The organism is Microbacterium helvum, from assembly GCF_014779795.1.
Lineage (GTDB): Bacteria > Actinomycetota > Actinomycetes > Actinomycetales > Microbacteriaceae > Microbacterium > Microbacterium helvum.
This window is the reverse complement of sequence record NZ_JACXZS010000002.1, coordinates 114,221-141,097: the sequence shown is the minus strand read 5'-3', so window position 1 is coordinate 141,097 and position 26,877 is coordinate 114,221. Positions and strand designations below refer to the sequence as shown.

Annotated in this window: 23 protein-coding genes; 4 read left to right on the top strand and 19 right to left on the bottom strand. The window is 70.3% G+C overall.

Annotation, left to right across the window (positions count from 1 at the left end):
* Positions 1–9 precede the first annotated feature (9 nt).
* The 3 genes from zwf to pgl are packed head-to-tail and all read left to right on the top strand — an operon-like array spanning position 10 to position 3,329.
* Positions 10–1,560: a glucose-6-phosphate dehydrogenase gene (zwf, locus tag IF188_RS03735; RefSeq protein ID WP_191170454.1), complete on the top strand. Its 1,551-nt coding sequence runs from the start codon at positions 10–12 to the stop codon at positions 1,558–1,560.
* Positions 1,557–2,516, top strand: coding sequence for a glucose-6-phosphate dehydrogenase assembly protein OpcA (locus tag IF188_RS03730; RefSeq protein WP_191170453.1), 960 nt, complete (start codon positions 1,557–1,559; stop codon positions 2,514–2,516). Before zwf ends, IF188_RS03730 begins: the two co-directional genes overlap by 4 nt.
* Positions 2,517–2,549: 33 nt before the next feature.
* Complete coding sequence (gene pgl, locus IF188_RS03725) at positions 2,550–3,329, top strand: 6-phosphogluconolactonase (protein WP_191170452.1); 780 nt, start codon at positions 2,550–2,552, stop codon at positions 3,327–3,329.
* Between the two features lie 54 nt (positions 3,330–3,383).
* Here the strand turns inward: pgl and IF188_RS03720 are convergent, their stop codons facing one another.
* From IF188_RS03720 to IF188_RS03640, 17 genes are all read right to left on the bottom strand, one after another.
* Positions 3,384–3,740, bottom strand: a complete 357-nt coding sequence (locus IF188_RS03720) for an RNA polymerase-binding protein RbpA (protein ID WP_191170451.1) — start codon at positions 3,738–3,740, stop codon at positions 3,384–3,386.
* Entirely contained in the window at positions 3,740–3,988 is a 249-nt protein-coding gene (gene secG, locus IF188_RS03715) for a preprotein translocase subunit SecG (protein ID WP_141893554.1), read from the bottom strand. Before secG ends, IF188_RS03720 begins: the two co-directional genes overlap by 1 nt.
* 106 nt (positions 3,989–4,094) lie before the next feature.
* Entirely contained in the window at positions 4,095–4,886 is a 792-nt protein-coding gene (gene tpiA, locus IF188_RS03710) for a triose-phosphate isomerase (protein ID WP_191170450.1), read from the bottom strand.
* Entirely contained in the window at positions 4,877–6,091 is a 1,215-nt protein-coding gene (locus tag IF188_RS03705; RefSeq protein ID WP_191170449.1) for a phosphoglycerate kinase, read from the bottom strand. Before IF188_RS03705 ends, tpiA begins: the two co-directional genes overlap by 10 nt.
* Positions 6,092–6,099: 8 nt before the next feature.
* The gene (gap, locus tag IF188_RS03700) at positions 6,100–7,110 is read right to left on the bottom strand and encodes a type I glyceraldehyde-3-phosphate dehydrogenase (protein WP_191170448.1); all 1,011 of its coding nucleotides are present in this window, start codon (positions 7,108–7,110) and stop codon (positions 6,100–6,102) included.
* A 102-nt stretch (positions 7,111–7,212) separates the two neighbouring features.
* Positions 7,213–7,839, bottom strand: coding sequence for a superoxide dismutase (locus IF188_RS03695; RefSeq protein ID WP_018170634.1), 627 nt, complete (start codon positions 7,837–7,839; stop codon positions 7,213–7,215).
* Positions 7,840–8,005: 166 nt separating this feature from the next.
* Positions 8,006–8,983 carry a DNA-binding protein WhiA gene (gene whiA / locus IF188_RS03690; protein WP_191170447.1) on the bottom strand — a complete coding sequence of 326 codons (978 nt, stop codon included), beginning with the start codon at positions 8,981–8,983 and terminating at the stop codon, positions 8,006–8,008.
* Between the two features lie 88 nt (positions 8,984–9,071).
* Positions 9,072–9,956 (bottom strand): RNase adapter RapZ, encoded by an 885-nt coding sequence (rapZ, locus tag IF188_RS03685; protein WP_191170446.1) that lies wholly within the window; start codon positions 9,954–9,956, stop codon positions 9,072–9,074.
* Positions 9,957–9,981: 25 nt separating this feature from the next.
* Positions 9,982–11,916 carry an excinuclease ABC subunit UvrC gene (gene uvrC / locus IF188_RS03680; protein ID WP_191170445.1) on the bottom strand — a complete coding sequence of 645 codons (1,935 nt, stop codon included), beginning with the start codon at positions 11,914–11,916 and terminating at the stop codon, positions 9,982–9,984.
* A gap of 5 nt (positions 11,917–11,921) precedes the next feature.
* The gene (uvrA, locus tag IF188_RS03675; RefSeq protein WP_396652736.1) at positions 11,922–14,870 is read right to left on the bottom strand and encodes an excinuclease ABC subunit UvrA; all 2,949 of its coding nucleotides are present in this window, start codon (positions 14,868–14,870) and stop codon (positions 11,922–11,924) included.
* Positions 14,871–14,879: 9 nt separating this feature from the next.
* Positions 14,880–15,461: a hypothetical protein gene (locus tag IF188_RS03670; RefSeq protein WP_191170444.1), complete on the bottom strand. Its 582-nt coding sequence runs from the start codon at positions 15,459–15,461 to the stop codon at positions 14,880–14,882.
* Positions 15,458–16,774: a DUF58 domain-containing protein gene (locus tag IF188_RS03665; protein ID WP_191170443.1), complete on the bottom strand. Its 1,317-nt coding sequence runs from the start codon at positions 16,772–16,774 to the stop codon at positions 15,458–15,460. Before IF188_RS03665 ends, IF188_RS03670 begins: the two co-directional genes overlap by 4 nt.
* On the bottom strand, positions 16,771–17,760 hold the full coding sequence (locus IF188_RS03660) for an AAA family ATPase (protein WP_191170442.1): 990 nt from the start codon (positions 17,758–17,760) through the stop codon (positions 16,771–16,773). The genes IF188_RS03665 and IF188_RS03660 overlap by 4 nt, the downstream gene beginning before the upstream one ends.
* On the bottom strand, positions 17,760–18,251 hold the full coding sequence (locus tag IF188_RS03655; RefSeq protein WP_224751406.1) for a hypothetical protein: 492 nt from the start codon (positions 18,249–18,251) through the stop codon (positions 17,760–17,762). The genes IF188_RS03660 and IF188_RS03655 overlap by 1 nt, the downstream gene beginning before the upstream one ends.
* Positions 18,248–18,982, bottom strand: coding sequence for a DUF4129 domain-containing protein (locus IF188_RS03650; RefSeq protein ID WP_191170440.1), 735 nt, complete (start codon positions 18,980–18,982; stop codon positions 18,248–18,250). Before IF188_RS03650 ends, IF188_RS03655 begins: the two co-directional genes overlap by 4 nt.
* Positions 18,983–19,068: 86 nt before the next feature.
* Positions 19,069–21,432: a 5'-nucleotidase C-terminal domain-containing protein gene (locus IF188_RS03645; RefSeq protein ID WP_224751405.1), complete on the bottom strand. Its 2,364-nt coding sequence runs from the start codon at positions 21,430–21,432 to the stop codon at positions 19,069–19,071.
* Between the two features lie 257 nt (positions 21,433–21,689).
* On the bottom strand, positions 21,690–22,130 hold the full coding sequence (locus tag IF188_RS03640) for a MarR family winged helix-turn-helix transcriptional regulator (RefSeq protein WP_318152761.1): 441 nt from the start codon (positions 22,128–22,130) through the stop codon (positions 21,690–21,692).
* Positions 22,131–22,173: 43 nt separating this feature from the next.
* On the opposite strand from IF188_RS03640, the gene IF188_RS03635 reads away from it, so the two are divergent.
* Complete coding sequence (locus IF188_RS03635; protein ID WP_191170438.1) at positions 22,174–22,428, top strand: hypothetical protein; 255 nt, start codon at positions 22,174–22,176, stop codon at positions 22,426–22,428.
* A 66-nt stretch (positions 22,429–22,494) separates the two neighbouring features.
* On the opposite strand, the gene IF188_RS03630 is transcribed toward IF188_RS03635, so the two are convergent.
* Positions 22,495–24,564, bottom strand: coding sequence for a PKD domain-containing protein (locus IF188_RS03630; protein WP_191170437.1), 2,070 nt, complete (start codon positions 24,562–24,564; stop codon positions 22,495–22,497).
* 160 nt (positions 24,565–24,724) lie between these two features.
* Entirely contained in the window at positions 24,725–26,806 is a 2,082-nt protein-coding gene (gene uvrB, locus IF188_RS03625) for an excinuclease ABC subunit UvrB (RefSeq protein WP_191170436.1), read from the bottom strand.
* Positions 26,807–26,877: the final 71 nt, after the last annotated feature.

Below are 26,877 nucleotides of genomic sequence, written 5' to 3'. Positions count from 1 at the left end.
AGCCCCCTCATGACCGTCGAGATCACGCGCGGGCACAACCCGCTGCGCGACCCCGAAGACCGTCGCCTCAACCGCATCGCGGGTCCGAGCGCGCTCGTCATCTTCGGCGTCACGGGAGACCTCTCCCGCAAGAAGCTCATGCCCGCCGTCTACGACCTCGCCAACCGCGGTCTGCTGCCCCCGGGGTTCGCCCTGGTCGGGTTCGCACGCCGCGACTGGGAGGACCAGGACTTCGCGAAGGTCGTCTATGACGCCGTTCGCCAGCACGCGCGCACCGAGTTCCGCGACGAGACCTGGCAGCAGCTGCTCCAGGGCATCCGGTTCGTCTCGGGCGAGTTCGGCGACCCGGATGCGTTCCGCCGCCTGCGCGAGACCGTCGACCGGCTCGACACCGAGCGCGGCACGATGGGCAACCACGCGTTCTACCTGTCGATCCCGCCGAAGGACTTCGCGGTGGTCGCCGAGCAGCTGAAGTCCTCGGGCCTCGTCGACGACACCGCCGACCAGCCCGACCGCTGGCGCCGCGTCGTCATCGAGAAGCCCTTCGGCCACGACCTCGAATCGGCGCGTGCCCTGAACGACGTGCTGCGCTCGACGTTCCCGACGGACTCGATCTTCCGCATCGACCACTACCTCGGCAAAGAGACGGTGCAGAACATCCTCGCGCTGCGCTTCGCGAACGAGCTGTACGAGCCGATCTGGAACCGCAACTACGTCGACCACGTGCAGATCACGATGGCCGAGGACATCGGCGTCGGCGGCCGTGCCGGCTACTACGACGGTGTCGGCGCCGCACGCGACGTCATCCAGAACCATCTCCTGCAGCTGCTCGCGCTCACCGCGATGGAGGAGCCCATCTCGTTCGACGCGAAGGACCTCCGCGCCGAGAAGGAGAAGGTGCTCGCCGCCGTCACGCTCCCGGCCGACCTGGAGCGCTCGACCGCGCGCGGCCAGTACGCCGGCGGCTGGCAGGGTGGCGAGAAGGTGCTCGGCTTCCTCGAAGAGGACGGGATGAACCCGAAGTCGACGACCGAGACGTACGCCGCCATCACCCTGGAGATCAACACCCGCCGCTGGGCGGGCGTCCCCTTCTACCTGCGCACCGGCAAGCGCCTCGGTCGCCGCGTGACCGAGATCGCGGTCGTCTTCAAACGTGCGCCCGAGATGCTCTTCCGTCAGGGGCAGACCGCGGGTCAGGGGCAGAACGCCCTGGTCATCCGCGTGCAGCCCGACGAGGGCGTTACGATCCGCTTCGGGTCGAAGGTGCCGGGCGCGGGTGCGCAGGTGCGCGACGTGACGATGGACTTCGGCTACGGCCACGCCTTCACCGAAGCCAGCCCCGAGGCCTACGAGCGGCTCATCCTCGACGTGCTGCTGGGCGACCCGCCCCTGTTCCCGCGGCACGAAGAGGTCGAGCTGTCGTGGAAGATCCTCGACCCGATCGAGAAGTTCTGGGATGCCCAGGGCGGACCGCTCGAACAGTACTCGCCCGGGTCGTGGGGCCCGGACTCCGCGGACGAGATGCTCGCCCGCGACGGCCGTACCTGGAGGCGCCCGTGATCGTCGACCTGCCCGACACCACCGTCAGCAAGATCTCGCGCGCGCTCGTCAACGTGCGCGAAGAGGGCGGCGCGGTCGCGCTCGGCCGTGTGCTGACGCTTATCATCCTGACGCGCGAGGCCGCCGTCGAAGAGGTCATCGAGGCCGCCAACGACGCATCCCGTGAGCACCCGATGCGGGTCATCGTGGTGATGCTGCAGGACGGCTACGACGAGGAGTCTCGCCTCGACGCGCAGATCCGCGTCGGCGGCGACGCCGGCGCGAGCGAGGTCGTGACGCTGCGCGCCTTCGGCGACGCCGGGCGCTCGAACCTCGAGAGCCTCGTCACCGGGCTGCTGCTCCCGGACGCGCCCGTCGTGGTGTGGTGGCCGAACCGCACGCCCGAGAACATCTCGAAGACCTCCATCGGCCGCATCGCGCAGCGCCGGATCACGGATGCCGCGGCCCAGTCCGATCCGTCGGCCTTCGTCGCGGGGCTGGGCGCCCAGTACGCCCCCGGCGACACCGACCTCGCGTGGACCCGGCTGACCCGCTGGCGCGAGCAGCTGGCCGCGATCCTCGACCAGCCACCGTACGAGCCGGTTCTGGGCGTGCGCGTGCGCGGCGCGAGCGACTCGCCCTCGACCGCGCTGCTCGCGGCCTGGCTGCGCCTGACGCTGGACGTGCCGGTGGACTGGGCGTATCTCGACGCCGATGAGTGGCCGCACGGCATCAAGTCCGTCGCGCTCGTGCGCGCGAGCGGCGAGGTGCTGCTGGAGCGTCCCACGCCCGGCGCGGCGATCCTCACGCAGCCCGGGCAGCCGAGCCACGAGCTTGCGTTCCCCCGCCGCACGCTGCGCGAATGCCTCGCGGAGGAGCTCCGGCGCCTGGATCCGGACGTCCTGTATGGTCGAGTCATCACCGAGGGCTGGCAGCTCCTCGGCTCGCCTTCGACGAAGGAGACGCAGGACCGATGAGCGCGAAGGGTCAGCGGGGGCGGATGGTCCGACATGGTTGAGGGCTGGGCCGAGAAACGTGTCGTCATCGCTCCGGACCCCGCGACCCTGGCCGATTCGGTCGCCGCACGGTTCTTGAACCGCGTCGCCAAGCGCATCGACGAGGGCAAACTGGCCCACGTCTCGCTCACCGGCGGATCGATGGGCTCCCGTGTGCTCGCCTCCGCCGCGCGCAGCCCGCGCGCCGCGCGCATCGACTGGTCACGCGTCCACTTCTGGTGGAGCGATGAGCGCTGGCTCCCCCGCGGCGACTCGGAGCGCAACGACCGGCAGGCGCACGACGCCTTCCTGGACGGCATCGACATCCCCGCGGGCAACGTCCACGCGACGCTCGCGAGCGACGACGGCGCCGATCTGGACGACGCAGCGGCCGCGTACGCCGCCGAGCTCGCCGGATTCCCCGGTCCCGAGGGGCCGTGGCCGGCGTTCGACGTCTGCTTCCTCGGCGTCGGCCCCGACGGGCACATCGCGTCGCTGTTCCCCGACCGCGACGAGATCCAGATCACCGACCGCTCGGTGGTCACGGTGCGCGACTCCCCCAAGCCGCCGCCAGAGCGCATCACCATGACGCGTCCGGTCATCAACGGCTCGAAGCGCGTCTGGATGGTGCTCGCAGGCCCCGACAAGGCCTCCGCGCTCGGCCTGGCCCTCGCGGGCGCGAGCTACGCCAGCGTGCCCGCTGCCGGCGCCAAAGGCCGCAAGCGCACCATCTTCTTCGTCGACGAGGCGGCCGCCGCGCAGGTTCCGCCGGAGCTGATCGACCGGGAGTACTGACGAAGAAGAGCGGGTGCCGTCGGCACCCGCTCTTCTTCTGTCTGTCGCTGAGACTCAGTCCTGACCGCGACGCTCACGCAGCTGCTGCAGCGCGTCGTCGAGAAGCTGCTCGGCCTCTTCTTCGGTGCGGCGCTCCTTCACGTAGGCGAGGTGCGTCTTGTACGGCTCGGTCTTGGCGAGTGCCGGCGGGTTCTCTTTGTCGCGGCCGGCGGGCAGGCCCGAGTGGGGCGAGTCGATCGTGTCGGGGATCTCTTCTTCGGGGATGCCGGCCGCGAAGTAGCGGACGGTCTCGTTGCCCAGGGCGTCCCAGTAAGAGATGGCGACACGCTCGGCGTGGAAGCCGTGGTCCTGCTCGCCCATGGGTCCGGCACCGACGCGGGTGCCGCGGATCGCGTTGCCTCCGGTCGCCATCAGATCGCCTGGAACTTCGTGATGAGGCCGAGGGCCACGATCGCCGCGAACCACACCAGCGCGAGGATCACGGTGAAGCGGTTGAGGTTGCGCTCCGCGAGACCCGACGAGCCGAGGGCCGAGGTCATGCCGCCGCCGAACATGTCGGACAGGCCGCCGCCGCGCCCCTTGTGGAGCAGGATGAGAAGGGTCAGCAGGAGACTCGTGATGCCGAGAAGCACCTGCAGGACGAACTCGATGATCTGCACAGTCGTTGAAGCCTTTCGGTGCGATCATTCGCCGATCGCACAAGGGTCAAGTATACGTGTAGGCCGGCGGGCGGCGAGGAATCCTCGCCGCCCGCCGGAAACGGCGTCAGACGCCGACGTGCTTCTGGTACCGGATGATGGCCGCGAACTCGTCGACGACGAGACTCGCGCCGCCCACCAGGGCGCCGTCGACGTCGGGCTCGCGCATGAAGCTGGCGATGTTCGCCGACTTCACCGAGCCGCCGTAGAGCACGCGCGTGCGGGCAGCCGCATCGGCGCCGAGCTTGGCGGCGAGGACCTCGCGCAACGCGGCGCAGACCTCCTGCGCCTGCTCGGGCGAGGCGACCTGGCCGGTGCCGATGGCCCACACCGGCTCGTACGCCACGACGATGTCAGCACCTGCGGGCACGCCCTCCAGCGCCACCTCCAGCTGACCGACCGACACGGCGGTCGGGCCGGACTCCTCGCGCTGCTCCAGCGTCTCGCCGACGCAGATGACCGGCACGAGGCCGTGCTTGAGCGCCGCCTTGACCTTCGCGGCCACGACCTCGTCCGTCTCGCCGTGGTACTGCCGGCGCTCCGAGTGGCCGATGATGACGTAGCGCGCGTCGACCTTCGCCAGGAACGCGCCCGACACCTCGCCCGTGTAGGCACCGGAATCGTGCGCCGACACGTCCTGCGCGCCGAGCGCGAACGGGATCTTGTCGGCGTCGAGCAGCGTCTGCACGGTGCGCAGGTCGGTGAAGGGCGGGAAGACCGCGACCTCGACCGAGCCGTCCTCGTGTTTGGCGTCCTTGAGGGTCCAGTGCAGCTTCTGGACGAACGCGACCGCCTGCAGGTGATCGAGGTTCATCTTCCAGTTGCCCGCGATGAGCGGCGTCCTGCCGTTCACTGCCATCCGAGGACCTCCAGTCCGGGGAGCTTCTTGCCTTCGAGGAACTCCAGGCTCGCGCCACCGCCCGTCGAGATGTGACCGAACTGGTCGTCGGTGAATCCGAGCTGACGCACCGCCGCGGCGGAGTCGCCGCCGCCGACGACCGACAGGCCGTCCACGGCGGTGAGCGCCTTGGCGACCGCCTTCGTGCCCGCGGCGAACGCGGGCATCTCGAAGACACCCATGGGGCCGTTCCAGAACACGGTGGTCGAGGAGCGGATCGCCGCGGCGAACAGCTCGGCCGTCTGCGGGCCGATGTCGAGACCGAGCCCGTCGGCGCCGAACGGGGTGTCCTCCAGCGCATCGGCAGCGGCGACCACGTGGTCCGCGTCAGCGGCGAACGCCGAGGCCATGACCGCGTCGACAGGGAGGATCAGCTCGACGCCGCGCTCGGCGGCATCCGCGATGTATCCCTTGACCGTCTCGATCTGGTCGACTTCGAGCAGGCTCTTGCCCACCTTGTAGCCCTGCGCCGCGAGGAAGGTGAACAGCATGCCGCCGCCGACGAGGATCTTGTCGGCGCGCGGCAGCAGGTGCGCGATGACGCCCAGCTTGTCGCTGACCTTCGAGCCGCCGAGCACGACCGCGTACGGGCGCTCGGGGTTCTCGGTCAGACGGTCGAGGACGTCGACCTCCTTCTCGATGAGGAACCCGGCCGCCGACGGCAGGATCTCGGCGAGGTCGTAGACCGAGGCCTGCTTGCGGTGCACGACACCGAACCCGTCCGAGACGAGCACGTCGCCCAGGGCCGCGAGCTCCTCCGCGAAGGCGCGACGCGCCGCGTCGTCCTTGGCGGTCTCGCCGGGGTTGAAGCGCAGGTTCTCGATGACCGCGACGTCACCGTCTTCGAGGGCGGCGACGGCCTCGTGGGCCGACTCCCCCACGGTGTCGCGCGCGAACGCGACCGGCTTGCCGAGCAGCTCGGACAGTCGCTGCGCGACCGGCTCGAGGCTGTACTTCGGGTCGGGTGCGCCGTCAGGGCGCCCGAGGTGGGAGCAGACGACGACGCGGGCGCCCTGATTGATCAGAGCGTTGAGGGTGGGGAGCGTGGCCCGCACACGGCCATCGTCCGTGATGACCTGGTCCTGGAGAGGAACGTTCAGGTCAGCACGGACGATGACACGCTTGCCGGCCAGCGGACCCAGGGTGCTGAGGGTGCGCAGGGCCATGGCGGTGTTTACAGGCGCTCGGCGACGTACTCGGTCAGGTCGACGAGGCGGTTCGAGTAGCCCCACTCGTTGTCGTACCAGCTCGAGACCTTGACGAGGTTGCCGCTGACGTTGGTCAGGCCGGCGTCGAAGATCGACGAGTGCGGGTCGAGCTGGATGTCGCTCGAGACGATCGCGTCCTCGTTGTACTTGAGGTAGCCCACGAGGCGTCCGTCCTCGGCCGCGGCCTTGTACGCGGCGTTGACGGCCTCCTTGGTGAGACCCTCGGTGTTCGTGACGATCGTGAGGTCGACGATCGAGCCCGTGGGGACGGGCACGCGGTAGGACGAGCCGCTCAGCTTGCCGTTGAGCTCGGGCAGCACCAGGCCGATGGCCTTGGCGGCACCGGTCGAGGCCGGGACGATGTTGATCGCCGCGGCGCGGGCGCGGTGCAGGTCGCTGTGCGGGCCGTCCTGCAGGTTCTGGTCGGCGGTGTACGCGTGAGCGGTCATCATGAAGCCGCGCTCGATGCCGAACGCGTCGTTGAAGACCTTGGCCAGCGGCGCGAGGCAGTTCGTGGTGCACGAGGCGTTCGAGATGATGTTCATCGTCGCCGCGTCGTACGTGTCTTCGTTCACGCCCATGACGAAGGTGCCGTCGACATCGGTGCCGGGAGCCGAGATGATGACCTTCTTGGCACCGCCGTCGATGTGCTTCTTGGCGTCGACCGCCTTGGTGAAGCGGCCGGTCGACTCGATGACGACGTCGACGCCGAGCTCGCCCCAGGGCAGGTTCGCGGGGTCGCGCTCCTCGAAGACCTTGATGGCCTTGCCGTTGACGGTGATGGAGTCCTCGTCGTACGAGACCTCGGCGTCGAGGCGCCCGCCGACCGAGTCGTACTTGAGCAGGTGCGCCAGAGTCTTGTTGTCGGTGAGGTCGTTCACCGCCACGATTTCGAGGTCCGCACCCTGCGCGAGCGCCGCGCGGAGGAAGTTGCGTCCGATTCGGCCGAAGCCGTTGATGCCGATCTTGACAGTCACGGAGTTTCTCCTGAGATGTGTCGTGCGCGAATGCGCGGTTCTTGCGATGCAGACAGAGACAACGGCGTCCCAGTGGGCGAACCCACCGGGACGCCGCACTTGCTATGACAGTACCAGCAGGCCCGAGGTCTTCGAACGGGCGGCGTCGAGACGCTGCGCGACGTTCTGCCAGTTGGCGATGTTCCAGACGGCCTTGACGTAGTCCGCCTTGACGTTGAGGTAGTCCAGGTAGAACGCGTGCTCCCACATGTCGAGCTGGAACAGCGGGATCGTGCCCTGCGCGGTGTTGCCCTGCTGGTCGAAGAGCTGCTGGATGATCAGCTGCTCACCGATCGGGTCCCAGCTGAGGACGGCCCAGCCGGAGCCCTGGATGCCGTTGGCCGCGGCCGCGAAGTGCGCCTGGAACTTGTCGAAGCCGCCGAAGAACTCGTCGATCGCGGCGCGCAGCTCGCCCTCGGGCTCGCCGCCGCCATCCGGCGACAGGTTGGTCCAGAAGATGGAGTGGTTGACGTGACCGCCGAGGTGGAACGCGAGATCCTTCTCGAGCTTGTTGACGTTCGCGAGGTTGCCCGTCTCGCGGGCCTCGGCGAGCTGCTCGAGCGCGGTGTTGGCCCCGGTGACGTACGCCTGGTGGTGCTTGTCGTGGTGCAGCTGCATGATCTTGCCGCTGATGTGCGGCTCCAGCGCGGCGTAGTCGTAGGGGAGGTCGGGCAAGGTGTACTTCGCCATGTTCTCTTCTTCCTGTCGGCGCGCGCCGTGAAGACCTCGGCGCAGCGAGGGTGACGGATTCATCCTACTGAGCGGCAACGCGACGGCGCGGGGGTTGCTTCCCACTGTGACATGTGAAAAAGGGATGCCGCGAGCCGCGGCATCCCTTCGTCAGATGATCTCGGTGTCAGTCCTCGATGCCGGCCGGCACGGCGGACTCGGTGCCCGGAAGACCCTCGGTCTCGGCCTTCTTGTCGGCCATCGCGAGGAGGCGGCGGATGCGCCCGGCGACGGCGTCCTTCGTGAGCGGAGGGTCGGCGTGGTGGCCGAGCTCGTCGAGGCTCGCGTCGCGGTGGGCGAGGCGGAGCTCGCCGGCCTGACGCAGGTGGTCGGGCACGTCGTCGGCGAGGATCTCGAGGGCTCGCTCGACGCGCGCGCACGCGGCGACGGCGGCCTGCGCCGACCGGCGCAGATTGGCGTCGTCGAAGTTGACGAGACGGTTCACGCCGGCACGGACCTCGCGGCGCTGACGCATCTGATCCCACTCGGCGGCGGCCTTGACGGCGCCCATGGCCGCCAGCGCCGCGCGGATCGCCTCGCCCTCGCGCACGACGACGCGCGGGATGCCGCGCACCTCGCGCGCCTTGCCGGCGATGTCGAGGCGGTGCGCGGCGCCGACGAGCGCCATCGCGGCCTCGGATGACGGGCACGTGATCTCCAGTGCGGCGGAGCGCCCGGGGTCGCTCAGGGTGCCGGCGGCGAGGAACGCGCCGCGCCAGATCGCGGCGAGATCGCCGCGCGAGCCGGTGGTGAGCTTGTTGGGGAGGCCTCGAACGGGGCGGCGCCGCTGGTCGAGCAGACCGGTCTGGCGGGCGAGGGTCTCGCCGCCCTCGATCACGCGGACGGCGTAGTGCCCGCCGGCGCGTGCGCCCGATCCCTGCACGTGCACGAGCTCGGGCCTCACGCCGTACAGCTCGACGAGGTCGCGGGCGGTGCGGCGGGCCAGCACGCTGGAGTCCAGCTCGGCCTCGACCGCGACGCGGTTGGCGATGGAGTGCAGACCGCCCGAGAACCGCAGCAGCGACGTGAGCTCGGCCACCCGCGCCGTCGGGCGCGGGTCGCGCACGGTGATCAGCTCGGCCTTCACGTCAGCGGTCAGCGACACGGGTCTCCATTCGTCCAGGTTCGGGTGCGTTCGGTGCGGAACGACGGTCCAGCCTACTCGGCCGGATCCGTTCGCGCCCCGATGCGGGTCACTCGCGGCCGAGGTCGCGGTCGCTGATGCGGACCGCCACGCCCGGCGCCGAAGCCAGTCGCTCGGCCAGCTCACGCACCATGACGACCGAGCGGTGCTTGCCGCCGGTGCAGCCGATGGCGACCACGGAGTGGCTCTTGTTCTCACGCTGGTAGCCCGCGAGCACGGGGCGCAGCGCCTGCGTGTAGGCGTCGAGGAACTCGCGGGCACCCTCTTGCGCCAGGACGTACTCGCGCACCTCGGCATCCTCGCCGGTGAAGGGCCGCAGCCGCTCGTCCCAGAACGGGTTGGGCAGGAACCGCATGTCGGCCACGAGGTCGGCGTCCGGCGGCAGTCCGTACTTGAACCCGAAGCTCAGCAGAGTGAGCGTGTGTCGGGCAGTCCCCGCTTCGGTGAACAGGTCCGTCACCTGGGTCGCCAGCTGGTGGATGTTGTACGACGACGTGTCGACGAGCACATCTGCGCTCTCGCGCACCGCCGCGAGCCGCGCACGCTCGAGACGGATGCCGTCGAGGATCGTGCCCCCGCCCTGCAGCGGATGGGGGCGCCTCACCGCCTCGAAGCGGCGCACCAGCACGTCGTCCGACGCGTCCAGGAACATGAGCCTGATCTGCCGGCGCTCACGCAGAGCCCGCATCGCCTCGGGAAGGTCCGAGAACAGGTCGCGTCCGCGCACGTCGACGACCACCGCCACGCGCGGCAGCACTCCCCCGGCCATCTCGGTGAGGTCCAGCAGCGGCTTGAGCATCTGAGGCGGCAGGTTGTCGACGACGTACCAGCCGAGGTCCTCGAGCGCGTTGGCCGCCGTCGAACGCCCGGCACCCGACATCCCGGTCACGATCAGCACTTCTCCGGCTGTCTCGTGCCGTGTCGCCTCGGTCATGACCACCCCCGTCGTCGTGCCCAGCCTACCCATCCACCGGCGCGGCGAGATGCGCGTGCACCGCCGCAGCCAGCTTCGGCCCGACGCCGGGCAGCTCGGCGATCTCTTCGGGCGTCGCCTTCTTGAGAGCGGCGACCGAGCCGAAATGCCGCAGCAGCGCCTTGATGCGCGCCTCGCCGAGGCCCGGCACCTCCGCCAGGACGCTCTGGATGTCGCGGCGCCGGCGGCGGCGCTGATGCGTGATCGCGAACCGATGCGCCTCGTCGCGCAGACGCTGCAGCAGATACAGCGCCTCGGACGTGCGCGGTAGGATCACCGGGTACTCCTCGTCCGGCAGCCACACCTCCTCCAGGCGCTTGGCGATGCCGCACAGCGCGATCTCTTCGTGGCCGGCGTCCCGCAGCGCCCGCGCCGCCGCCGCCACCTGGGGCTGGCCGCCGTCGACGACCAGCAGCTGCGGCCGGTACGCGAACCGCGGCCTGCGGCGTTCGGTCACGACCTCGCCGTCCGAGGTCGCCGCGGTCATCGGATCGACAGGCGGTGCGGCATCCTCGTTCTCTTCCGGCCGGTCCAGGTACGCGAGCCGACGCGTCAGCACCTGGTAGAGCGAGTCGGTGTCGTCGGTGGTCTCGGCGACGCCGAAGGAGCGGTACTGATCCTTGCGGGGCAGGCCGTCCTCGAACACGACCATCGACGCCACGACGTTCGTGCCGCTCAGGTGCGACACGTCGTAGCACTCGATGCGCAGCGGCGCCTCGGCCAGGCCCAGCGCCTCCTGCAGGTCGGTGAGGGCCTGCGTGCGGGCCACGTAGTCGCTCGTCCGCCGCGTCTTGTGCAGCATGAGCGCCTGCTGCGCGTTGAGGGTCGCGGTGCGCATCAGGTCGGCCTTCGCGCCGCGCTGCGCGACCTGGATGGTGACGTTCTTTCCCCGACGCTCGCGCAGCCACTCCTCGAGATCTGCGGCGTCCTCGGGCAGCGCCGGCACGAGCACCTGCTTCGGGATGTCGGCAGCCGCCGCGTTGCCGTAGGTGCGCTGCAGCACCTGGTCGACGAGATCGCCGCCGGTGATGTCGATCTCCTTCTCGATCGTCGTCGCCCGCACGCCTCGCACGCGCCCGCCGCGGATCACGAAGTGCTGGACCGTCGCGGCCAGCTCGTCCTCGGCGATGCCGAACAGGTCGGCGTCGGTGTCGGCGGCCAGCACGAGCGCGCTCTTGTTGAGCACGGCGTCGATCGACTGCAGCTTGTCGCGGTAGACGGCGGCGGCCTCGTAGTCCATGGCGGCGGATGCCTCGCGCATGCGCGCGGTGAGCGCCCGGGTGAAGCGCTGGTCGCCGCCGGACATGAAGGCGATGAAGTCGTCGACGATCGCGCGGTGCTCCTCGATCGTCACCTTCATCGAGCACGGTCCGCCGCAGCGGCCGATCTGCCCGGGGAAGCAGGGCCGCCCCGTCGCCATCGCCTTCTTGTACGACGAGTCGCTGCACGTGCGGATCGGGAAGACCTTGATCATCAGGTCGATCGTGTCGTGCACCGCCCACACCTTCGGGTACGGGCCGAAGTACTTCGCCCCCGGAATGCGGCGGTTGCGCGTCACGATGACGCGCGGCGCCTCGTCGGCGAGGGTGATCGCCATGAACGGGTACGACTTGTCGTCCTTGTAGCGGACGTTGAAGGGCGGGTCGAACTCCTTGATCCACTGGTACTCGAGCTGCAGCGAGTCCACGTCGGTCGCGACGACCGTCCACTCCACCGACGCGGCCGTCGTCACCATGCGGCGCGTGCGCTCGTGCAGCGTGTGCAGCGGGGCGAAGTAGTTCGACAGCCGCGCCCGCAGGTTCTTCGCCTTGCCGACGTACAGCACGCGGCCGTCCGCGTCGCGGAAACGGTAGACCCCCGGGTTGGTGGGGATCTCCCCCGGCTTCGGCTTGTACGGGACGGTCGGAGCGGATCGTGCCATGCCGCTCAGCCGGCCTTGCGGGCCCCGACGAGCTCGGGCACCGCGTGCGTCGGCGCGCTGAGCCCGAGCACCTCCGCGAGGAACGCGCCGGTGTGGCTGCCCTCGACGCGGGCGACCTGCTCGGGCGTGCCGGTCGCGATGACCTGCCCGCCGCCCGCGCCGCCCTCGGGACCGAGGTCGATGACCCAGTCCGACGACTTGATGACGTCGAGGTTGTGCTCGATCACGATCACGCTGTTGCCCTTGTCGACGAGGCCGTTGAGCACCTCGAGCAGCTTGCGGACGTCCTCGAAGTGCAGGCCCGTGGTCGGCTCGTCGAGCACGTAGATCGAACGGCCGTTGGTGCGCCGCTGCAGCTCGGTGGCGAGCTTGACGCGCTGCGCCTCGCCGCCCGACAGGGTCGTCGCGGACTGGCCGAGCCGCACATAGCCGAGGCCCACGTCGACGAGCGTCTTGAGGTAGCGGTGGATCGCCTGGATGGGCTCGAAGAACTCCGCCGCCTCGGCGATCGGCATCTCGAGCACCTCGGCGATGTTCTTGCCCTTGTAGTGCACGGCCAGCGTGTCGCGGTTGTACCGCTTGCCGTGGCACACCTCGCAGTCGACGTACACGTCGGGCAGGAAGTTCATCTCGATCTTGATCGTGCCGTCGCCGGAGCACGCCTCGCAGCGCCCGCCCTTGACGTTGAAGCTGAAGCGGCCCGGCTGGTAACCGCGCACCTTCGCCTCGGGCGTCTCGCTGAACAGCGTCCGGATGCGGTCGAAGACGCCCGTGTAGGTCGCCGGGTTGGACCGCGGCGTGCGGCCGATCGGCGCCTGGTCGACGTGCACGACCTTGTCGAGGTTCTCGAGGCCCGTCACGCGCGTGTGCTTGCCGGCGACCCGGCGCGCGCCGTTGAGGCGCGTCGCGAGCACCTGGTACAGGATGCCGTTGACCAGGGAGGACTTGCCCGACCCGCTCACGCCCGTGACGGCGGTGAGCACACCCAAGGGGAAGTCGACCGTCACGTTCTTGAGGTTGTTCTCGCGCGCGCCGACGACCGTCACCTGGCGCTTCTTGTCGATCTTGCGACGCTTCTTCGGCGTCGCGATCGCGCGACGGCCCGACAGGTAGTCGCCCGTGATCGAGTCGGTGTCGGCGAGGAGCTCGCCGATCGGGCCGGAGTGCACGACCTCGCCGCCGTTGACGCCGGCACCGGGACCGATGTCGACGACCCAGTCGGCGGCGTGGATGGTCTCCTCGTCGTGCTCGACGACGATGAGGGTGTTTCCGAGGTCGCGCAGCGCCACGAGCGTCTCGATGAGACGGCGGTTGTCGCGCTGGTGCAGGCCGATCGACGGCTCGTCGAGCACGTACAGCACGCCGGTGAGCCCCGACCCGATCTGCGTGGCGAGACGGATGCGCTGCGCCTCGCCGCCCGACAGCGTCGCGGCCGCGCGGCTGAGGCTCAGGTAGTCGAGCCCCACGCGGATGAGGAAGTCCAGGCGCAGGCGGATCTCGCGCAGCACGGCCGCGGCGATCGTCGCCTCGCGCTCGGTGAGGGTCAGCTTCGCGAAGTACTCGCGGGCCTCGCCGAGGCTCAGGCGCGAGGCATCCGCGATCGAGTGCCCGTGCACGAGCACCGCGAGAACTTCGGGCTTCAGACGGTCGCCGTCGCACACCGGGCACGGCACCTCGCGCAGGTACTCGGACCAGCGCTGGCGCTGCGTGTCGGACTCGGCCTGCGTGTACTGGCGCTCGATGTACGGCACCACGCCCTCGAAGCCCGACGAGTACCGCATCTCGCGGCCGTACCGGTTCTTCCAGCGGACAGTGACCTTGTAGTTCTCGCCGCGCAGGACCGCTTCGCGCACGGACGAGTGCAGGTCCTTCCAGGGCGTGTCGAGCGAGAAGTCGAGGTCGGTCGCCAGGCCCTCCAGCAGGCGCTCGTAGTACTGGAAGAGGCCCTTGCCCTGCGTCGTCCACGGGATGATGACGCCCTCGCGGATCGACAGGTCCTCGTCGCCGAGCATCAGATCGACGTCGACCGACATGCGCGTGCCGAGCCCCGAGCACGCCGGGCACGCGCCGAACGGCGCGTTGAACGAGAACGTGCGCGGCTCGATCTCGGTCAGCTGCAGCGGGTGCCCGTTGGGGCACGCCAGCTTCTCGGAGAACGACTGCCACGCGGCATCCCCCTCCTCATCGACGAAGTTGACCTGCACCACACCGCCGGCCAGCGACAGCGCGGTCTCGACGGAGTCGGTCACACGGTCGAGGATGCCGGGCGCGGCGACCAGGCGGTCGACGACGACAGCGATGTCGTGCTTGTAGCTCTTCTTGAGCGTGGGAGGCTCGGCGAGCTGGATCATCTCGCCGTCGACGATCGCGCGCGCATAGCCCTTTGCGCCGAGCTCTTTGAAGAGGTCGACGAACTCGCCCTTCTTCTGCGTGACGACGGGCGCGACCACCTGGTACCGCGTGCGCTCAGGAAGCTCCATGAGCTGGTCGGCGATCTGCTGGACCGTCTGCCGCTGGATCGGCTCGCCGCACTCGGGGCAGTGCGGAACGCCGATGCGCGCCCAGAGCAGACGCATGTAGTCGTGGATCTCGGTGATCGTGCCCACCGTCGACCGCGGGTTGCGGTTGGTCGACTTCTGGTCGATCGACACCGCGGGCGAGAGTCCCTCGATGAAGTCGACGTCCGGCCGGTCGACCTGACCGAGGAACTGGCGCGCGTACGCGCTCAGCGACTCGACGTAGCGGCGCTGCCCCTCGGCGAAGATCGTGTCGAAGGCGAGGCTCGACTTGCCCGAGCCCGACAGGCCCGTGAAGACGACGAGCGAGTCGCGCGGGATGTCGAGGTCGACGTCCTTCAGGTTGTGCACGCGGGCACCGCGGACGCTGAGCTTTCCGGCTGCGCCGAGGGCGGTGACGGGCGTGTTTCCGGGCAGGGCGACAGGGACGATGGGCACCCGACAAGTCTAGGCGGGGCCTCCGACATCGGCTCCGGATCCCCCTGCGCGTGGGCTGTGAACGGCGTCCGCACTCGAATCCGCCCGGCGCAGCGCGTACAGTCCGAACCCGACCGCCACCGCCAGCACCACCGCGCCGGCGAGCGCGGCCCACGCCATGCCCGCGCCGTCCTCGGGCGTCGTGAGCATCGCGACCCCGAACGCCAGGGACTGCGCCACGAGCTGGATCACGACGAAGCGGCGGAGCGTCGGGACCAGGGCCCGCACCGAGATCCACGATCGCGCCGGGACCGTCCACGAGAGCGACGCGAGCACATGGATGGCGTGCACCACCAGGACGCCGACCGCGGTCTGCGCCGGCTGCGGCTCGGCGAGGAGCATCCCCAGTCCGACGCATGCCCCGCCGATCCATCCGCCCAGCGAGCGCGGCAGGAGCGCGCCGACCACCGCCGCGACGATCGCGAGGCCCCGCCACATCGGCACCGGCACGAGTGCGAAGGCGCCGGCGGCGGTCACCGCGACGAGCAGCACCCGCAGCACCGCGGCCGGAAGGCCCGCCCGCACGCGGAAGGTGTGCGTCCGGGCCGTCATCGCCGCACCGCCCGCCGCCGCTGCTGCCCGCGTGCCGCCACCCGCAGTGCGATGTCGGGCGAGTCGCCCGCCCACGGCACCACGTCGATCCCGGTCGCCCGCAGCTCGGCGAACACCTCCTCGCGCTCGGCGAGGAGGGTCCGCGTCGCGAGCAGCTGCTCACGGCTGAGCCGCTCGGCGTGCGGTGAGGGCAGGATGTCGACGGCCACCACCGCGTGGCCGGCGGCGCGCCAGTGCGTCGCGAGCTCCGCCGCCGCCCCGTCGAAGAACGTCGACAGCACGAAGACGATCGAGCCGTGCGCGATCACGGGCGCCCGCCGGTACCTCACGTCGACGTCGCTCGCCCCTGTCGCCGCGATCACGTCGCGCAGCCGCGCCAGCTGGCGTGCCCCGGCGCCGGCGCGAACGGTCCGTCCCCCCGGGGCGAGCACGTGGTACGCGACGCGATCGCCCGCCTGCACGGCCGACGTCGCGATCGACAGCGCGGCCTGGCGGGCCAGGTCGAGCGACGTCACGCCGCTGTGCTCGGGGTCGTCGGTCCCCCAGGTCGCGACGGCCTCGCCGAGGTCGTCGACGGTGTCGATCGCGATGACGACGGTGCTGTCGCTCAGCGCCTGGGTGCGCCGCACCAGCAGGTCCCCCGGGCGCCGCGCCAGCCGTGCCGTGGCACGCCAGTCGACGCGGCGCAGCTCGTCGCCCGGCGCGAACGGATGGATGTCGCGGAAGTCGCCGCCCTGCCCCGGCCGCGCCCCCTCGTGCCCGCCGTGCAGACCCGTCAGCCGCAGGGCCACGGGCAGCTGTCGCAGCGCGACCGTGTCGGGCACGGCGTTCCAGGTGAGCGCAGTGCGCGGACCGATCGTCGACACCCACGCGCCGTCCTGATCGACCCCGCGCGCCGTGACGGCGATCAGCTCACTCGGGCCGGTGTGGCGCAGCAGGCTCTGCGACCGCAGCCGCGCGTCACCGGGCTCGGTGTCGGCCAGCCCCGTGCGCAGCCCGCCCTGGTCGACGGCGAGCTGCACCCAGTCCGCCGTCAGCGCGGCATCCACCTCTCCGACGACGACGCCGTCCTGTGGATCGTCCGAACCGGAGCGTGCCGCCACCGTCAGACGGAGGATGCCGGCGGCCGGTCGCCGCGCGAGGGCCCACGCCGTCGCCAGCCCGAGCGGAAGCCCGACGGCCACGAGGTCGGGACGAGAGAACGCGATGCCCGCGGCCGCCAGGAGCACGGCTCCGGCCAGCCCCAGCGCGACCACCGGCGTCCGGTGCCAGCGCACCGGCGTCTCGGTCGTCGTGCGGACGCCGTCGGTCATCGCGGCTGTGCGACCGTCGGCGGGACGGGCACCTGCGCGACGGCGGCCGATACCACCGACGCGGGATCGACGCCCTGCGCCCAGGCCTGCGGAGTCAGGGTGAGGCGGTGCGCGAGGACGGGGACCGCGAGGTGCTTGATGTCGTCCGGGCGGACGTAGGCGCGACCGTCCAGCGCCGCGAACGCCCGGCCCAGCAGTACGAGCCCCTGCGACCCGCGGGGCGACGCACCCACCGCGACATGCTGCGCCGTCCGCGTCGCGCGGGCGAGATCCGTGCAGTAGCGCGCGATGTCGGGATCGACATGGATCGTCTCGACGACCCGCTGCAGGCGGAGCAGACCGCCGGCGTCCAGCACCTGCTCGACGACCGCATCCGGACTCTGCCGACGCACGCGGTCCAGGATGATCTGCGTCTCGCCCTCGGCCGTCGGATAGCCGACCGACAGCCGGACCATGAAGCGGTCGAGCTGCGCCTCCGGCAGCGCGTACGTTCCCTCGTACTCGATGGGGTTCGAGGTCGCGATGACGTGGAACGGCGCCGGAAGCGGGAACCGCGTGCCCTCGACCGTCACCTGCCGCTCCGCCATCGCCTCGAGCATCGCCGACTGCGTCTTGGGCGTCGTGCGGTTGATCTCGTCGGCGAGGAGCAGACCCGTGAAGATCGGCCCGGGACGGAAGCGGAACTCCCCCGTGTCGGGCGCGTACACGTACGAACCGGTCACGTCGCCGGGAAGCATGTCGGGCGTGCACTGCAAGCGCCGGAAGTCGAGCCCGAGGGCGGTCGCGAGACTGCGGGCGGCGAGCGTCTTGCCGAGGCCGGGGACGTCCTCGAAGAGCACGTGCCCGCCGGCCAGCACGGCCGCCAGCGCGATCGTGAGCGGGTCGTCCATCCCGACGACCGCCGTGCGCACACTGTCGAGGACGCGGCGCCCGAGGTCGGCGACATCGTCGGCGGTCGAGGTGGGAAGTGCGGGTTCCGGGTGCATCAGCGCTCCTGGTCAGTGGGGGACGAGAGGTTCGTGGGGGACGGAAGGCGGTCGACCGCGGCCATGACGCGTTCGAGGTCGGTGCGGGTCACTTCGGCGTGCGAGAAGGTCTCGCGGACGCCCGCGCCCAGGAGCGCGTCCACGGCGGCGTTGTGTTCGGGATCGTCCAGATCGAGGCCGAGACGGGCGAGCCGGTGGCGCAGCACGCGTTGCACGCGGCGCACCACGAGGATTCCCGCCTCGCCGGTGCGCGCGTTGATGTTCCAGGCGAGCCGCGAGACCTCCGACCCCCGGGGACGCCGCTCGGGCCGCGCGGGCGGCCACGAGGCGTCGTCCACCAGCCCTGCCCGGCCGAGCAGACCGAGCGCGAGGATCAGCACCAGCCACGCGGCGGCGAACTCGACGGGGACGCCCAGCCGATCCAGCACGAAGACGATCCCGGCGCCGGCCGCGAGGGCGAGCACCGCCAGCAGGACGCGCCGGAGGATCATCGCCACTCCTGTTCGATCCGCTCCAGCAGCCGCCGCGCAGCGGTGCGGTCGGCCTCGGTCGCGACGTAGCCGCCGAATCGCACGCGCTCGTACAGCGCGAGCAGCCGGCGGGCGTCCTCGCCGATCGCGGCGCGGCGCACGATGATCCGCACGGCGAACTCCCCCGGCGTCTCACTGACGCCTCTCCGGACGCCTGAGTCCGACGCAGCCTCCTCCACCCCGACCCAGGCCGCGACGATCGCGTCACCCGGCGCAGCGGGTTCATCGAGGTGCTGCAGGGCCGCTGCGATCCCGCGCTGGATCACCTCCGCATCGGGCTGCGCCTCGGTCACCGCGGCGCCGGTGGCCGCGGCGGCCAGCACCGCGCCGTCGCGCGCCTCGAGCTCGCGGTTCTCCCACGCGCGCCGGATCGCCCGAACGACCGCGACGACCAGCAGTGCCAGCAGCGCGGTGGCGACGAGCGCGAGGAGGATCAGGATCACCGTGCGCACCGCGCCCGGATCCGCGTCCGCCGGCGGTTCCGGCAGCGGCGCCTCGGTCGCTGTCGGCTGCGGGGCCGACTCCATGGTGCGCGTGACCTGCGGCTGCGGCACGGACCGGAACCGGGGCAGCCCCTGCACCCCGGCCAGCAGCATCAGCAGCGCGGCCGTCGTGAGCACGGCTGCAGCGGCGAGGAGCCCGCGTGCGACACCGGCCCGGCGCTGCGTGCGGGGACGCAGCGCAGGGGTCATGCCCCCACCCTAGAACCTCGCCGGCACGCGAACGGGGCTTGCCGCATCCGTGGATGCCGCAAGCCCCGTCGTGCCGACAGTCGCGGTTACTTGACCGTGACCGTCACCGTCGCGCTCGTCGACGGCTTCACGCTGTCGCTGCCGCCGTAGACGACGGACAGCGGGTGCGAGCCCTTCCCGAGCTTGGGCAGCTTGACCTGGACGGCGCCGCCGCTGCTCGCGGTCAGGGTGACCGTGGCGATCGCCTCGTCGCCGTCGTAGATCGTCGCCTCGCCGAGGGCGGGAGTGCCGTCCTCGGTGGTCACGGTCGTCAGGTACTGGATGACGCCGTTGCCCTTCGAGTTCGCGAAGGTCTTGTTCGGCGCGCCGACGGTCGTGCTGTCGGCCCTGTCGATCGTGACCGGGACGACGATGGACGTGCCCGTCTGCGCACCGGTGAGCGTCAGCTCGACGGTGCCGCCGCGCGGGACCGAGGCCGGCAGCGTCACCGACACCGCGGCCGTGCCGTAGTCGTCGTACACCGCGGCGCCGATCGTGTTGTCGACCGGGAACGTGCCGAGGGCGACGCCGTCGAGCGAGACCGCGATCGCGGTGTCCTTGACGTCGGCGGCCGTCGACATCGCCCACGACTTCACGCCGAACGCGACGGTCGCACCCGGGTCGTACGCGCTCGGCGCGCCGGCCGGGAAGCCGACCTCGACGGCGTGCTGCGCATAGTCGACGGGCAGCGGGGTCGACGAGGCGAAGGCGGCCAGGTAGTCCACCATCGCGGCGAGATCGACCTTGCCAGTGTCGCGCTTGCCAGAGCCGTTGGCCAGTTCGAAGAAGTTGTCGCCGCCCGTCGCGAGGAACGAGTTCACGGTGACGGAGTACGTCGCCGCGGGATCGATCGGCTCGCCGTCCAGCCACATGCCCGTGATCGTTCCCTCGGGTGCCGTGTACACCTTCGCCTCGTTCTCAGCGGTGTTCGGGTCGTCCTTCGACGTCCACGTCACCGACTGCTGCGTGTAGGTGTAGGTGAAGCCCTCCGACACGCCCAGGCGCAAGAACGGCCGGGTGGCCAGGCGATCGAGCGCGTCGCGCTGCCACTGCTGCTCGAGCACGGTCTTGATCTGCGCACCCGTGAGCTGCATGTTCACGAGGGTGTTCGCGAACGGCTGCACGACCGCGGCCTGCTGGTACGTCAGCGTCGCGGGGTAGCCCGCGGCGTTGCTGCCGACCATGTCCTGACGCAGGCCGCCCGGGTTCATGAACGCGATCTGCGCCGAGCCCGACTCCGGCTGCTGCGTCGCCCAGCGCTGCACCTCGGCCACCAGGTTGCCGAGGGTGGACTCGCCGCCGCGGTTCTCGGTGCTGCCGTTCGCGAGCTTGGCCCGGTTGAAGGCACCGCCGATCTTGCCGAGCTCGACGGCGCCGAGCACCTCGGCCTGCTGCTTGGCCGCCTTGGCGATCGCGTCCACTTCGGGATCGACGGGATAGTCCGCGATCCAGTCGGTGCGTGCGGGTGAGGTCGGGGTGGCCGGGACGAAGACGGAGTGCTCCAGCGGCAGGACCGCAGAGGTCACGCCCGTCACGTCGCCGGACGCGTCATCGACCGAGAACACCAGCTTGTTGAGGTTGGTGCCGTACTGCCCGGCAGAGACGACCGGGCGCTTGGTGACCGCGCGGCCCTGGTCGATCCAGGACTGCACCGGGTATGCGCAGTCGTACGCCAGGTGCGTGTGGCCCGAGACGATCGCGTCGACATCCGGCGAGATCTCGTTGACGATGCCGCCCCACGTCGTTCCGGCTGCCGCGCCCTGCTCGCAGTTGGCGACGGCCGCGCCCTCGTGCACGAGCATGACCACGATGTCGGCGCCGTCGGTCTCGACGAGCTTCTTGGCCTCGGTGTTCACCGAGGTGACGATGTCTTCGACCGTGATATCGGCGATGCCGCCGGGGCTGACGAGGGTGGGCAGGTCTTCGGTGACCGCGCCGACGAACCCGACCTTGACGCTGCCGAACTCCTTGACCCAGACAGCGGGCACCTGCGGGATGCCGGTCTCTTTGACCTTGAGGTTCGCGGCGATGTACTGCCACTGCGCGCCGCCGAACTCGTTGTCGACGTCGTCGAAGGGCGCCATGACGCGGTTGACGAGGTCGTCGTATCCCTGGTCGAGCTCGTGGTTGCCGACCGCCGAGACGTCCAGCCCGGCCGCGTTGAGCGCGTCGATCGTGGGCTTGTCATGCTGGATGAACGACTCGAACGTCGAGGCGCCGATCAGGTCGCCCGCCGCCGCGAACACGGTGTTGGGGATCTCGCCGCGCAGCTGCTTCACGGCGCCCGCGAGGACCGCAGCGCCGGCTTCGCCGTTGGACGTGTTGTCGAGGATGCGGCCGTGGAAGTCGTTGGTCGCGAGGATCTGGACGTCGGTGGTGGTGCCGGCTGCCGTCGCTGCCGGGACTGCCATTCCGCCTGCGATCAGCGCGGCTGCGGTGAGTGCCGTCGCGCCGAGCGCCAGTCGGGTGCGGGGAGATGAATGCGCGGAACGCGGATCAGAGCGCATGGGTGCGTGCTTCTTTCTCGTATGCGATGCAAGACAGCACGTGGGAACCGGGCCGGGTTCGGGTGGATCCCTCGCGCCGTCTCCGAGACTAAGAGAATCCTGGGCATTCGCCTAGAGCCGAAGTGAACGGTCTCGCAACGGTTCGGGAAGCATCGTCCGGCTCAGCGCGCCCCCGAGAAGGGCCGCAGCGCGTCGCGCAGGGCGAGCAGCGCCGCGGCATCGGTGCCTGCCGCGGCCATGACCTGACCCGGCACGTCGAGCGCGCGCTCGCGCAGTCGCACGCCCTCGTCGGTCAGCCCGACGTCGAGTACGCGTTCGTCGCCGTCGCGGCGTGCCCGTGTCACGAGCCCCTGGGCCTCGAGCCGCTTGACGAGTGGCGACAGCGTCGCCGGCTCCAGCGCGAGTTCGCCCGCGATCTCGCGCAGCGATCGCGGCGACCGCTCCCACAGCGCGAGCATCACGAGGTACTGCGGATGCGTGAGGCCCATCGGCTCGAGGATCGGCCGGTACAGCGCCACCACGTTGCGGGCTGCGGTGACCAGGGCGAAGCACACCTGGTTGTCGAGCGCGAGCAGTTCGTCGGGGCTGGGTGAAGCATCCACTCCCTGATCCTATCGTGCGCTAATCGTTAGTACACTAAGAGACATGTCTGATCCGGATGCCTCCACCGCCGATTCCCGCCCCCTCCGCCAGCGCGTGCGCGAGGCCGGCGGCTGGTACGCGTGGTTCAACAGCAGGCTGATCCGGCTGGCGGGGCCGGCGGCGGTCGGCCCCTACGAGACGACTCCCCCGCCGACCGCGGCGGAACGCGCCGAGCGCGGCTGCCCGCTGTGCGGCGCGCCGATCGCTCAGCACACCTTCGACCGATCGGGTCCGAAGCCGCTCATGCACTGCCCCTGACGCGCTGCCGCACGCACGAGGCGCCCGATCCCGCCGCCAATACGGGATCGGACGCCTCGAGGCCGGCTACTTGACCTGCAGCTTGAACGTCACCACGGTCGACGACGGGGCGTACTTGCCTCCGAGGCCGCCGTAGCTCGCGGTGAGCGTGTAGGTGCCGTTCTTCTGCGCCAGCTTGAGCGTGGTGGCCGCGATGCCGTCGCCATTGGCCGTGGCCGACGCGGACTGCGAACCGAGGGCGAACGTCACCGGGGCGCCCGCGATGGGCTTGCCTGCGGCATCCTTCACCACAGCAGACAGCGTGATGACCTTGTTCGGCCCTCCCGTCACGGCCCCGGTGTAGGTCACCGTCGTCGCCTTGACTCCCACCGTGAACGGCGAGCTGGCCGCTCCGGCGTTGTACTTGGCGGACCCGCCGTACGTCGCCGAAGCCGTGTACGAGCCGGCCGGCAGCTGGGTCGTCGGCACGACGGATGCGATGCCCGACGAGTTGGTGCCGATCGTCCCCTCGGACTCCGCGCCGATCGCGAAGGCGACGGGCGCCGAGTTCACCGCGTTGCCGAACTGGTCGACCACGCTCGCCGACATCGGCACCGGGGTGTCGAACGTCCCGCTCGTGGCGCCCAGGTACGACACCGTGACGTCGCGCTTGCCCACGGTCACCGTCCGCGACGAAGCGGGACTGCACGCCCCGTTCTTGTCGCACGCGACGAGCGTGGCGGTGTAGGCGCCCGGCTCGGCGTACGCGTGCGTCGCCGATGCTCCGCCCGACGTGAAGTGCGGCGATCCGTCGCCGAAGTCCCACGTGTAGGCGAGCGTCGCCTGGTCGACCGATCCGGGGTCGACGGCGCTGCCGTTGAAGGCGACGTTGCGCCCCCACACCGCGGACGTGTCGGGACCGGCGTTCGAGACCGGGGCGACGTTCGACACCGCGACCGTGAACGACTGCTTCGACGAGTTGCCCGTGGTGTCGGTCACCGTCAGCATGCCCGTGTACGAGCCGTTGTCGGCGAACTTGTGGTGCGGCGTCGCGCCGTACTCGGTGCCCCCGTCGGAGAAGTTCCACACGTAGGCCAGCGCGTCACCGCACACCGACGTGGTCCCCGACGCGTCGAACTCGATCTCCTGCCCCTCTGCTCCGGAGAAGGATGCCGCGAGGTCGATGTCCGGTGGCACGTTGTTGGGCAGGACGGCGCCGAAGTCGACCGGTGCGCTGGGCGCGGTCAGCACCATCTGCCCGCTCTCGGGCCCGATCGTCGCGATCGTCTCGTCGACCACGTTGACCGTGAAGACGACCGTCACGTCGACCTTGATGTTCACCGTGGTCGTCGCATCGAACGACGGCGAGGTCTCACTGCTCGTCAGGTCGTAGATGAGGTCGTTGCCCGACGGCACCGTGCACGGCACCTGGACGGGATCCGCGACCGACGACGGCGAAGGCCCGTCGAACTGCAGGTTGCCGGTCAGCGGCGAGCCCGCGCCGAACGTGATCGACCGCACGGTCGTCACCCCGTCCGGCGTGATCTGCAGCGTCGTCGTCAGCGGCACCGAGACGACCACGCCCTGACCGAGGAACGTGGCGTCGAGCACCGTGAACGTATGCGTCGCCTGGCAGCTGTAGTTGCCGTCCCCGCTGAGCTTCAGCGGGCACACGGTCGTCTCGCTGACCGAGGCGTGGAACGGCGCCACGTCCTCTTCCGACCCCGCGTCGGGGAAGGACGCCTGACCTGCCTCGGTGAAGTTGTACAGCCCGACGTCGCCGTCGAGTCCCCAGGTGAGCGTCAGCGGCCCGACGCCCGGAGTCAGCTTGTCGACCAGGTCGAGCGTCTGCCCCTGCCGGAGCAGCGACTGCGAATACTGGTACGACATCGTCGCGGTCGGCGTCCAGTGGGCTTTGACGGATGCCGTGAGCCGGACGCCCACCCCGTCGTCGCCCGGGACGCAGCCGTCACAGCCGGCGTGGAAGCCGTAGTCCTGCAGCGTCGCCGACCCGTCGAACGACAGTGTGGTCGACGGGTTCGCGGCGGACGCGGGAGCCGCGACACCGACGAGCGTCAGTGCCGCGGCGACGAGCGCGGTGGTCAGAGCGGCGATGCCGCCCTTGACCCTGCGCCCCGAATAGGCAGAGTGGAACATTGCGAAGTCTCCTCATCGCGTGAACACGAGAAACGGAGACACGTCGCGGGTTGGCGCCCCCCGGCATGCCAGATCAGGCCTTTCCCCCAGCCAGACCCGATGCACAAAGTACCCCTGTCGGGGCCGGAGCACCATACCCCTGGCTGCGAACGGTTTCGGGCTAGGCGTGCCCGGCCCGCTCCATCGCCCGCAGCTCTTTCTTGAGGTCCTGCACCTCGTCGCGCAGACGGGCGGCCAGCTCGAACTTGAGCTCGCCCGCCGCCGACAGCATCTGCTGACTGAGGTCGGCGATCGTCGCCTCGAGCTGTTCGGCGCCCTCGGCGCCGATGCCCTCGCGCCGCAGCTGCGGGGTCGGGCTCTTGCCCATGCCGGACTTGGTCTTGGCGGACGCCTTGCCGCGCAGCATGCGATCGGTGTCCGACGCCTCGCGCGCGAGCACCTCGGTGATATCGGCGATCTTCTTGCGCAGCGGCTGCGGGTCGATGCCGTTCGCCTTGTTGTACTCGATCTGCTTCTCACGCCGTCGATCGGTCTCTTCGATGGCCTTGGCCATCGAGTCGGTCATCGTGTCGGCGTACATGTGCACCTGTCCCGACACGTTGCGCGCGGCGCGGCCGATGGTCTGGATGAGCGACGTGCCGCTGCGCAGGAACCCCTCTTTGTCGGCGTCGAGGATCGACACGAGCGACACCTCGGGCAGGTCGAGTCCTTCGCGCAGCAGGTTGATGCCGACGAGCACGTCGTACACGCCCGCCCGCAGCTCGCTCAGCAGCTCGACGCGCCGCAGCGTGTCGACGTCGGAGTGCAGGTAGCGCACGCGGACGCCGTGCTCACCGAGGAAGTCGGTGAGCTCTTCGGCCATCTTCTTCGTGAGCGTCGTGACGAGCACACGCTCGTCGCGCGCGGCGCGGATGCGGATCTCTTCGAGCAGGTCGTCGATCTGGCCCTTCGAGGGCTTCACGATGATCTCGGGGTCGACGAGGCCGGTCGGGCGGATGATCTGCTCGACCACGCCGTCCGCGATCCCCATCTCGTACCGTCCCGGAGTGGCCGAGAGATACACCGTCTGCCCGACGCGGTCCTTGAACTCGTCCCAGCGCAGCGGCCGGTTGTCCATCGCGCTCGGCAGCCGGAACCCGTGCTCGACGAGGGTGCGCTTGCGCGAGGCATCCCCCTCGTACATCGCACCGATCTGCGGCACCGTGACGTGCGACTCGTCGATGACCATGAGGAAGTCGTCGGGGAAGAAGTCCAGCAGCGTGTGCGGCGGCTCGCCCGCCGCCCGGCCGTCGAGGTGCCGCGAGTAGTTCTCGATGCCCGAGCAGAAGCCGAGCTGCTGCAGCATCTCGAGGTCGAACGTCGTGCGCATGCGCAGGCGCTGGGCCTCGAGGAGCTTGTTCTGCGACTCGAGCTCTTTCAGCCGCTCGCCCAGTTCGTCCTCGATCGTGCCGATCGCACGCTGCACGGTCTCGGTTCCCGCGGCATAGTGCGTCGCCGGGAAGATCGGCACGCTCTCGAGCCGCTGCACGACGTCGCCGGTGAGCGGGTGAAGCATGTACAGCGCCTCGATCTCGTCGCCGAACATCTCGATGCGGATCGCGTACTCCTCGTACACCGGGATGATCTCGATCGTGTCGCCGCGCACGCGGAAGTTGCCGCGCGAGAAGTCGACGTCGTTGCGGTTGTACTGCATGCCGATGAACTTGCGGATCAGCGCGTCGCGGTCGTACACCTCGCCCACCTGCAGCGCGACCATCGCGCGCAGGTACTCCTCCGGCGAGCCGAGGCCGTAGATGCACGACACGGTGCTCACCACGATGACGTCGCGGCGGCTGAGCAGCGAGTTGGTGGTCGAGTGCCGCAGCCGCTCGACCTCGGCGTTGATCGACGAGTCCTTCTCGATGAAGGTGTCCGTCTGCGGGACGTACGCCTCGGGCTGGTAGTAGTCGTAGTAGCTGACGAAGTACTCGACCGCGTTGTGCGGCATCAGCTCGCGGAACTCGTTGGCCAGCTGCGCGGCGAGCGTCTTGTTGTGCGCGAGCACGAGAGTCGGCCGCTGCACGGCCTCGACGAGCCACGCCGTGGTCGCCGACTTGCCGGTGCCGGTCGCGCCGAGCAGCACGATGTCGGTCTCGCCGGCGTTCACACGGGCGGCCAGCTCGGCGATCGCCTGCGGCTGGTCGCCCGACGGGGCGTATTCGCTCACGACCTCGAACGGTCGCACGGATCGAGTGGTCTGCACCGATCCAGCGTATGCCGCCCCTCCGACACCGGGGCCGGGTTCGCGGTGAGCGGTCCCCACGCCCCCTCCAC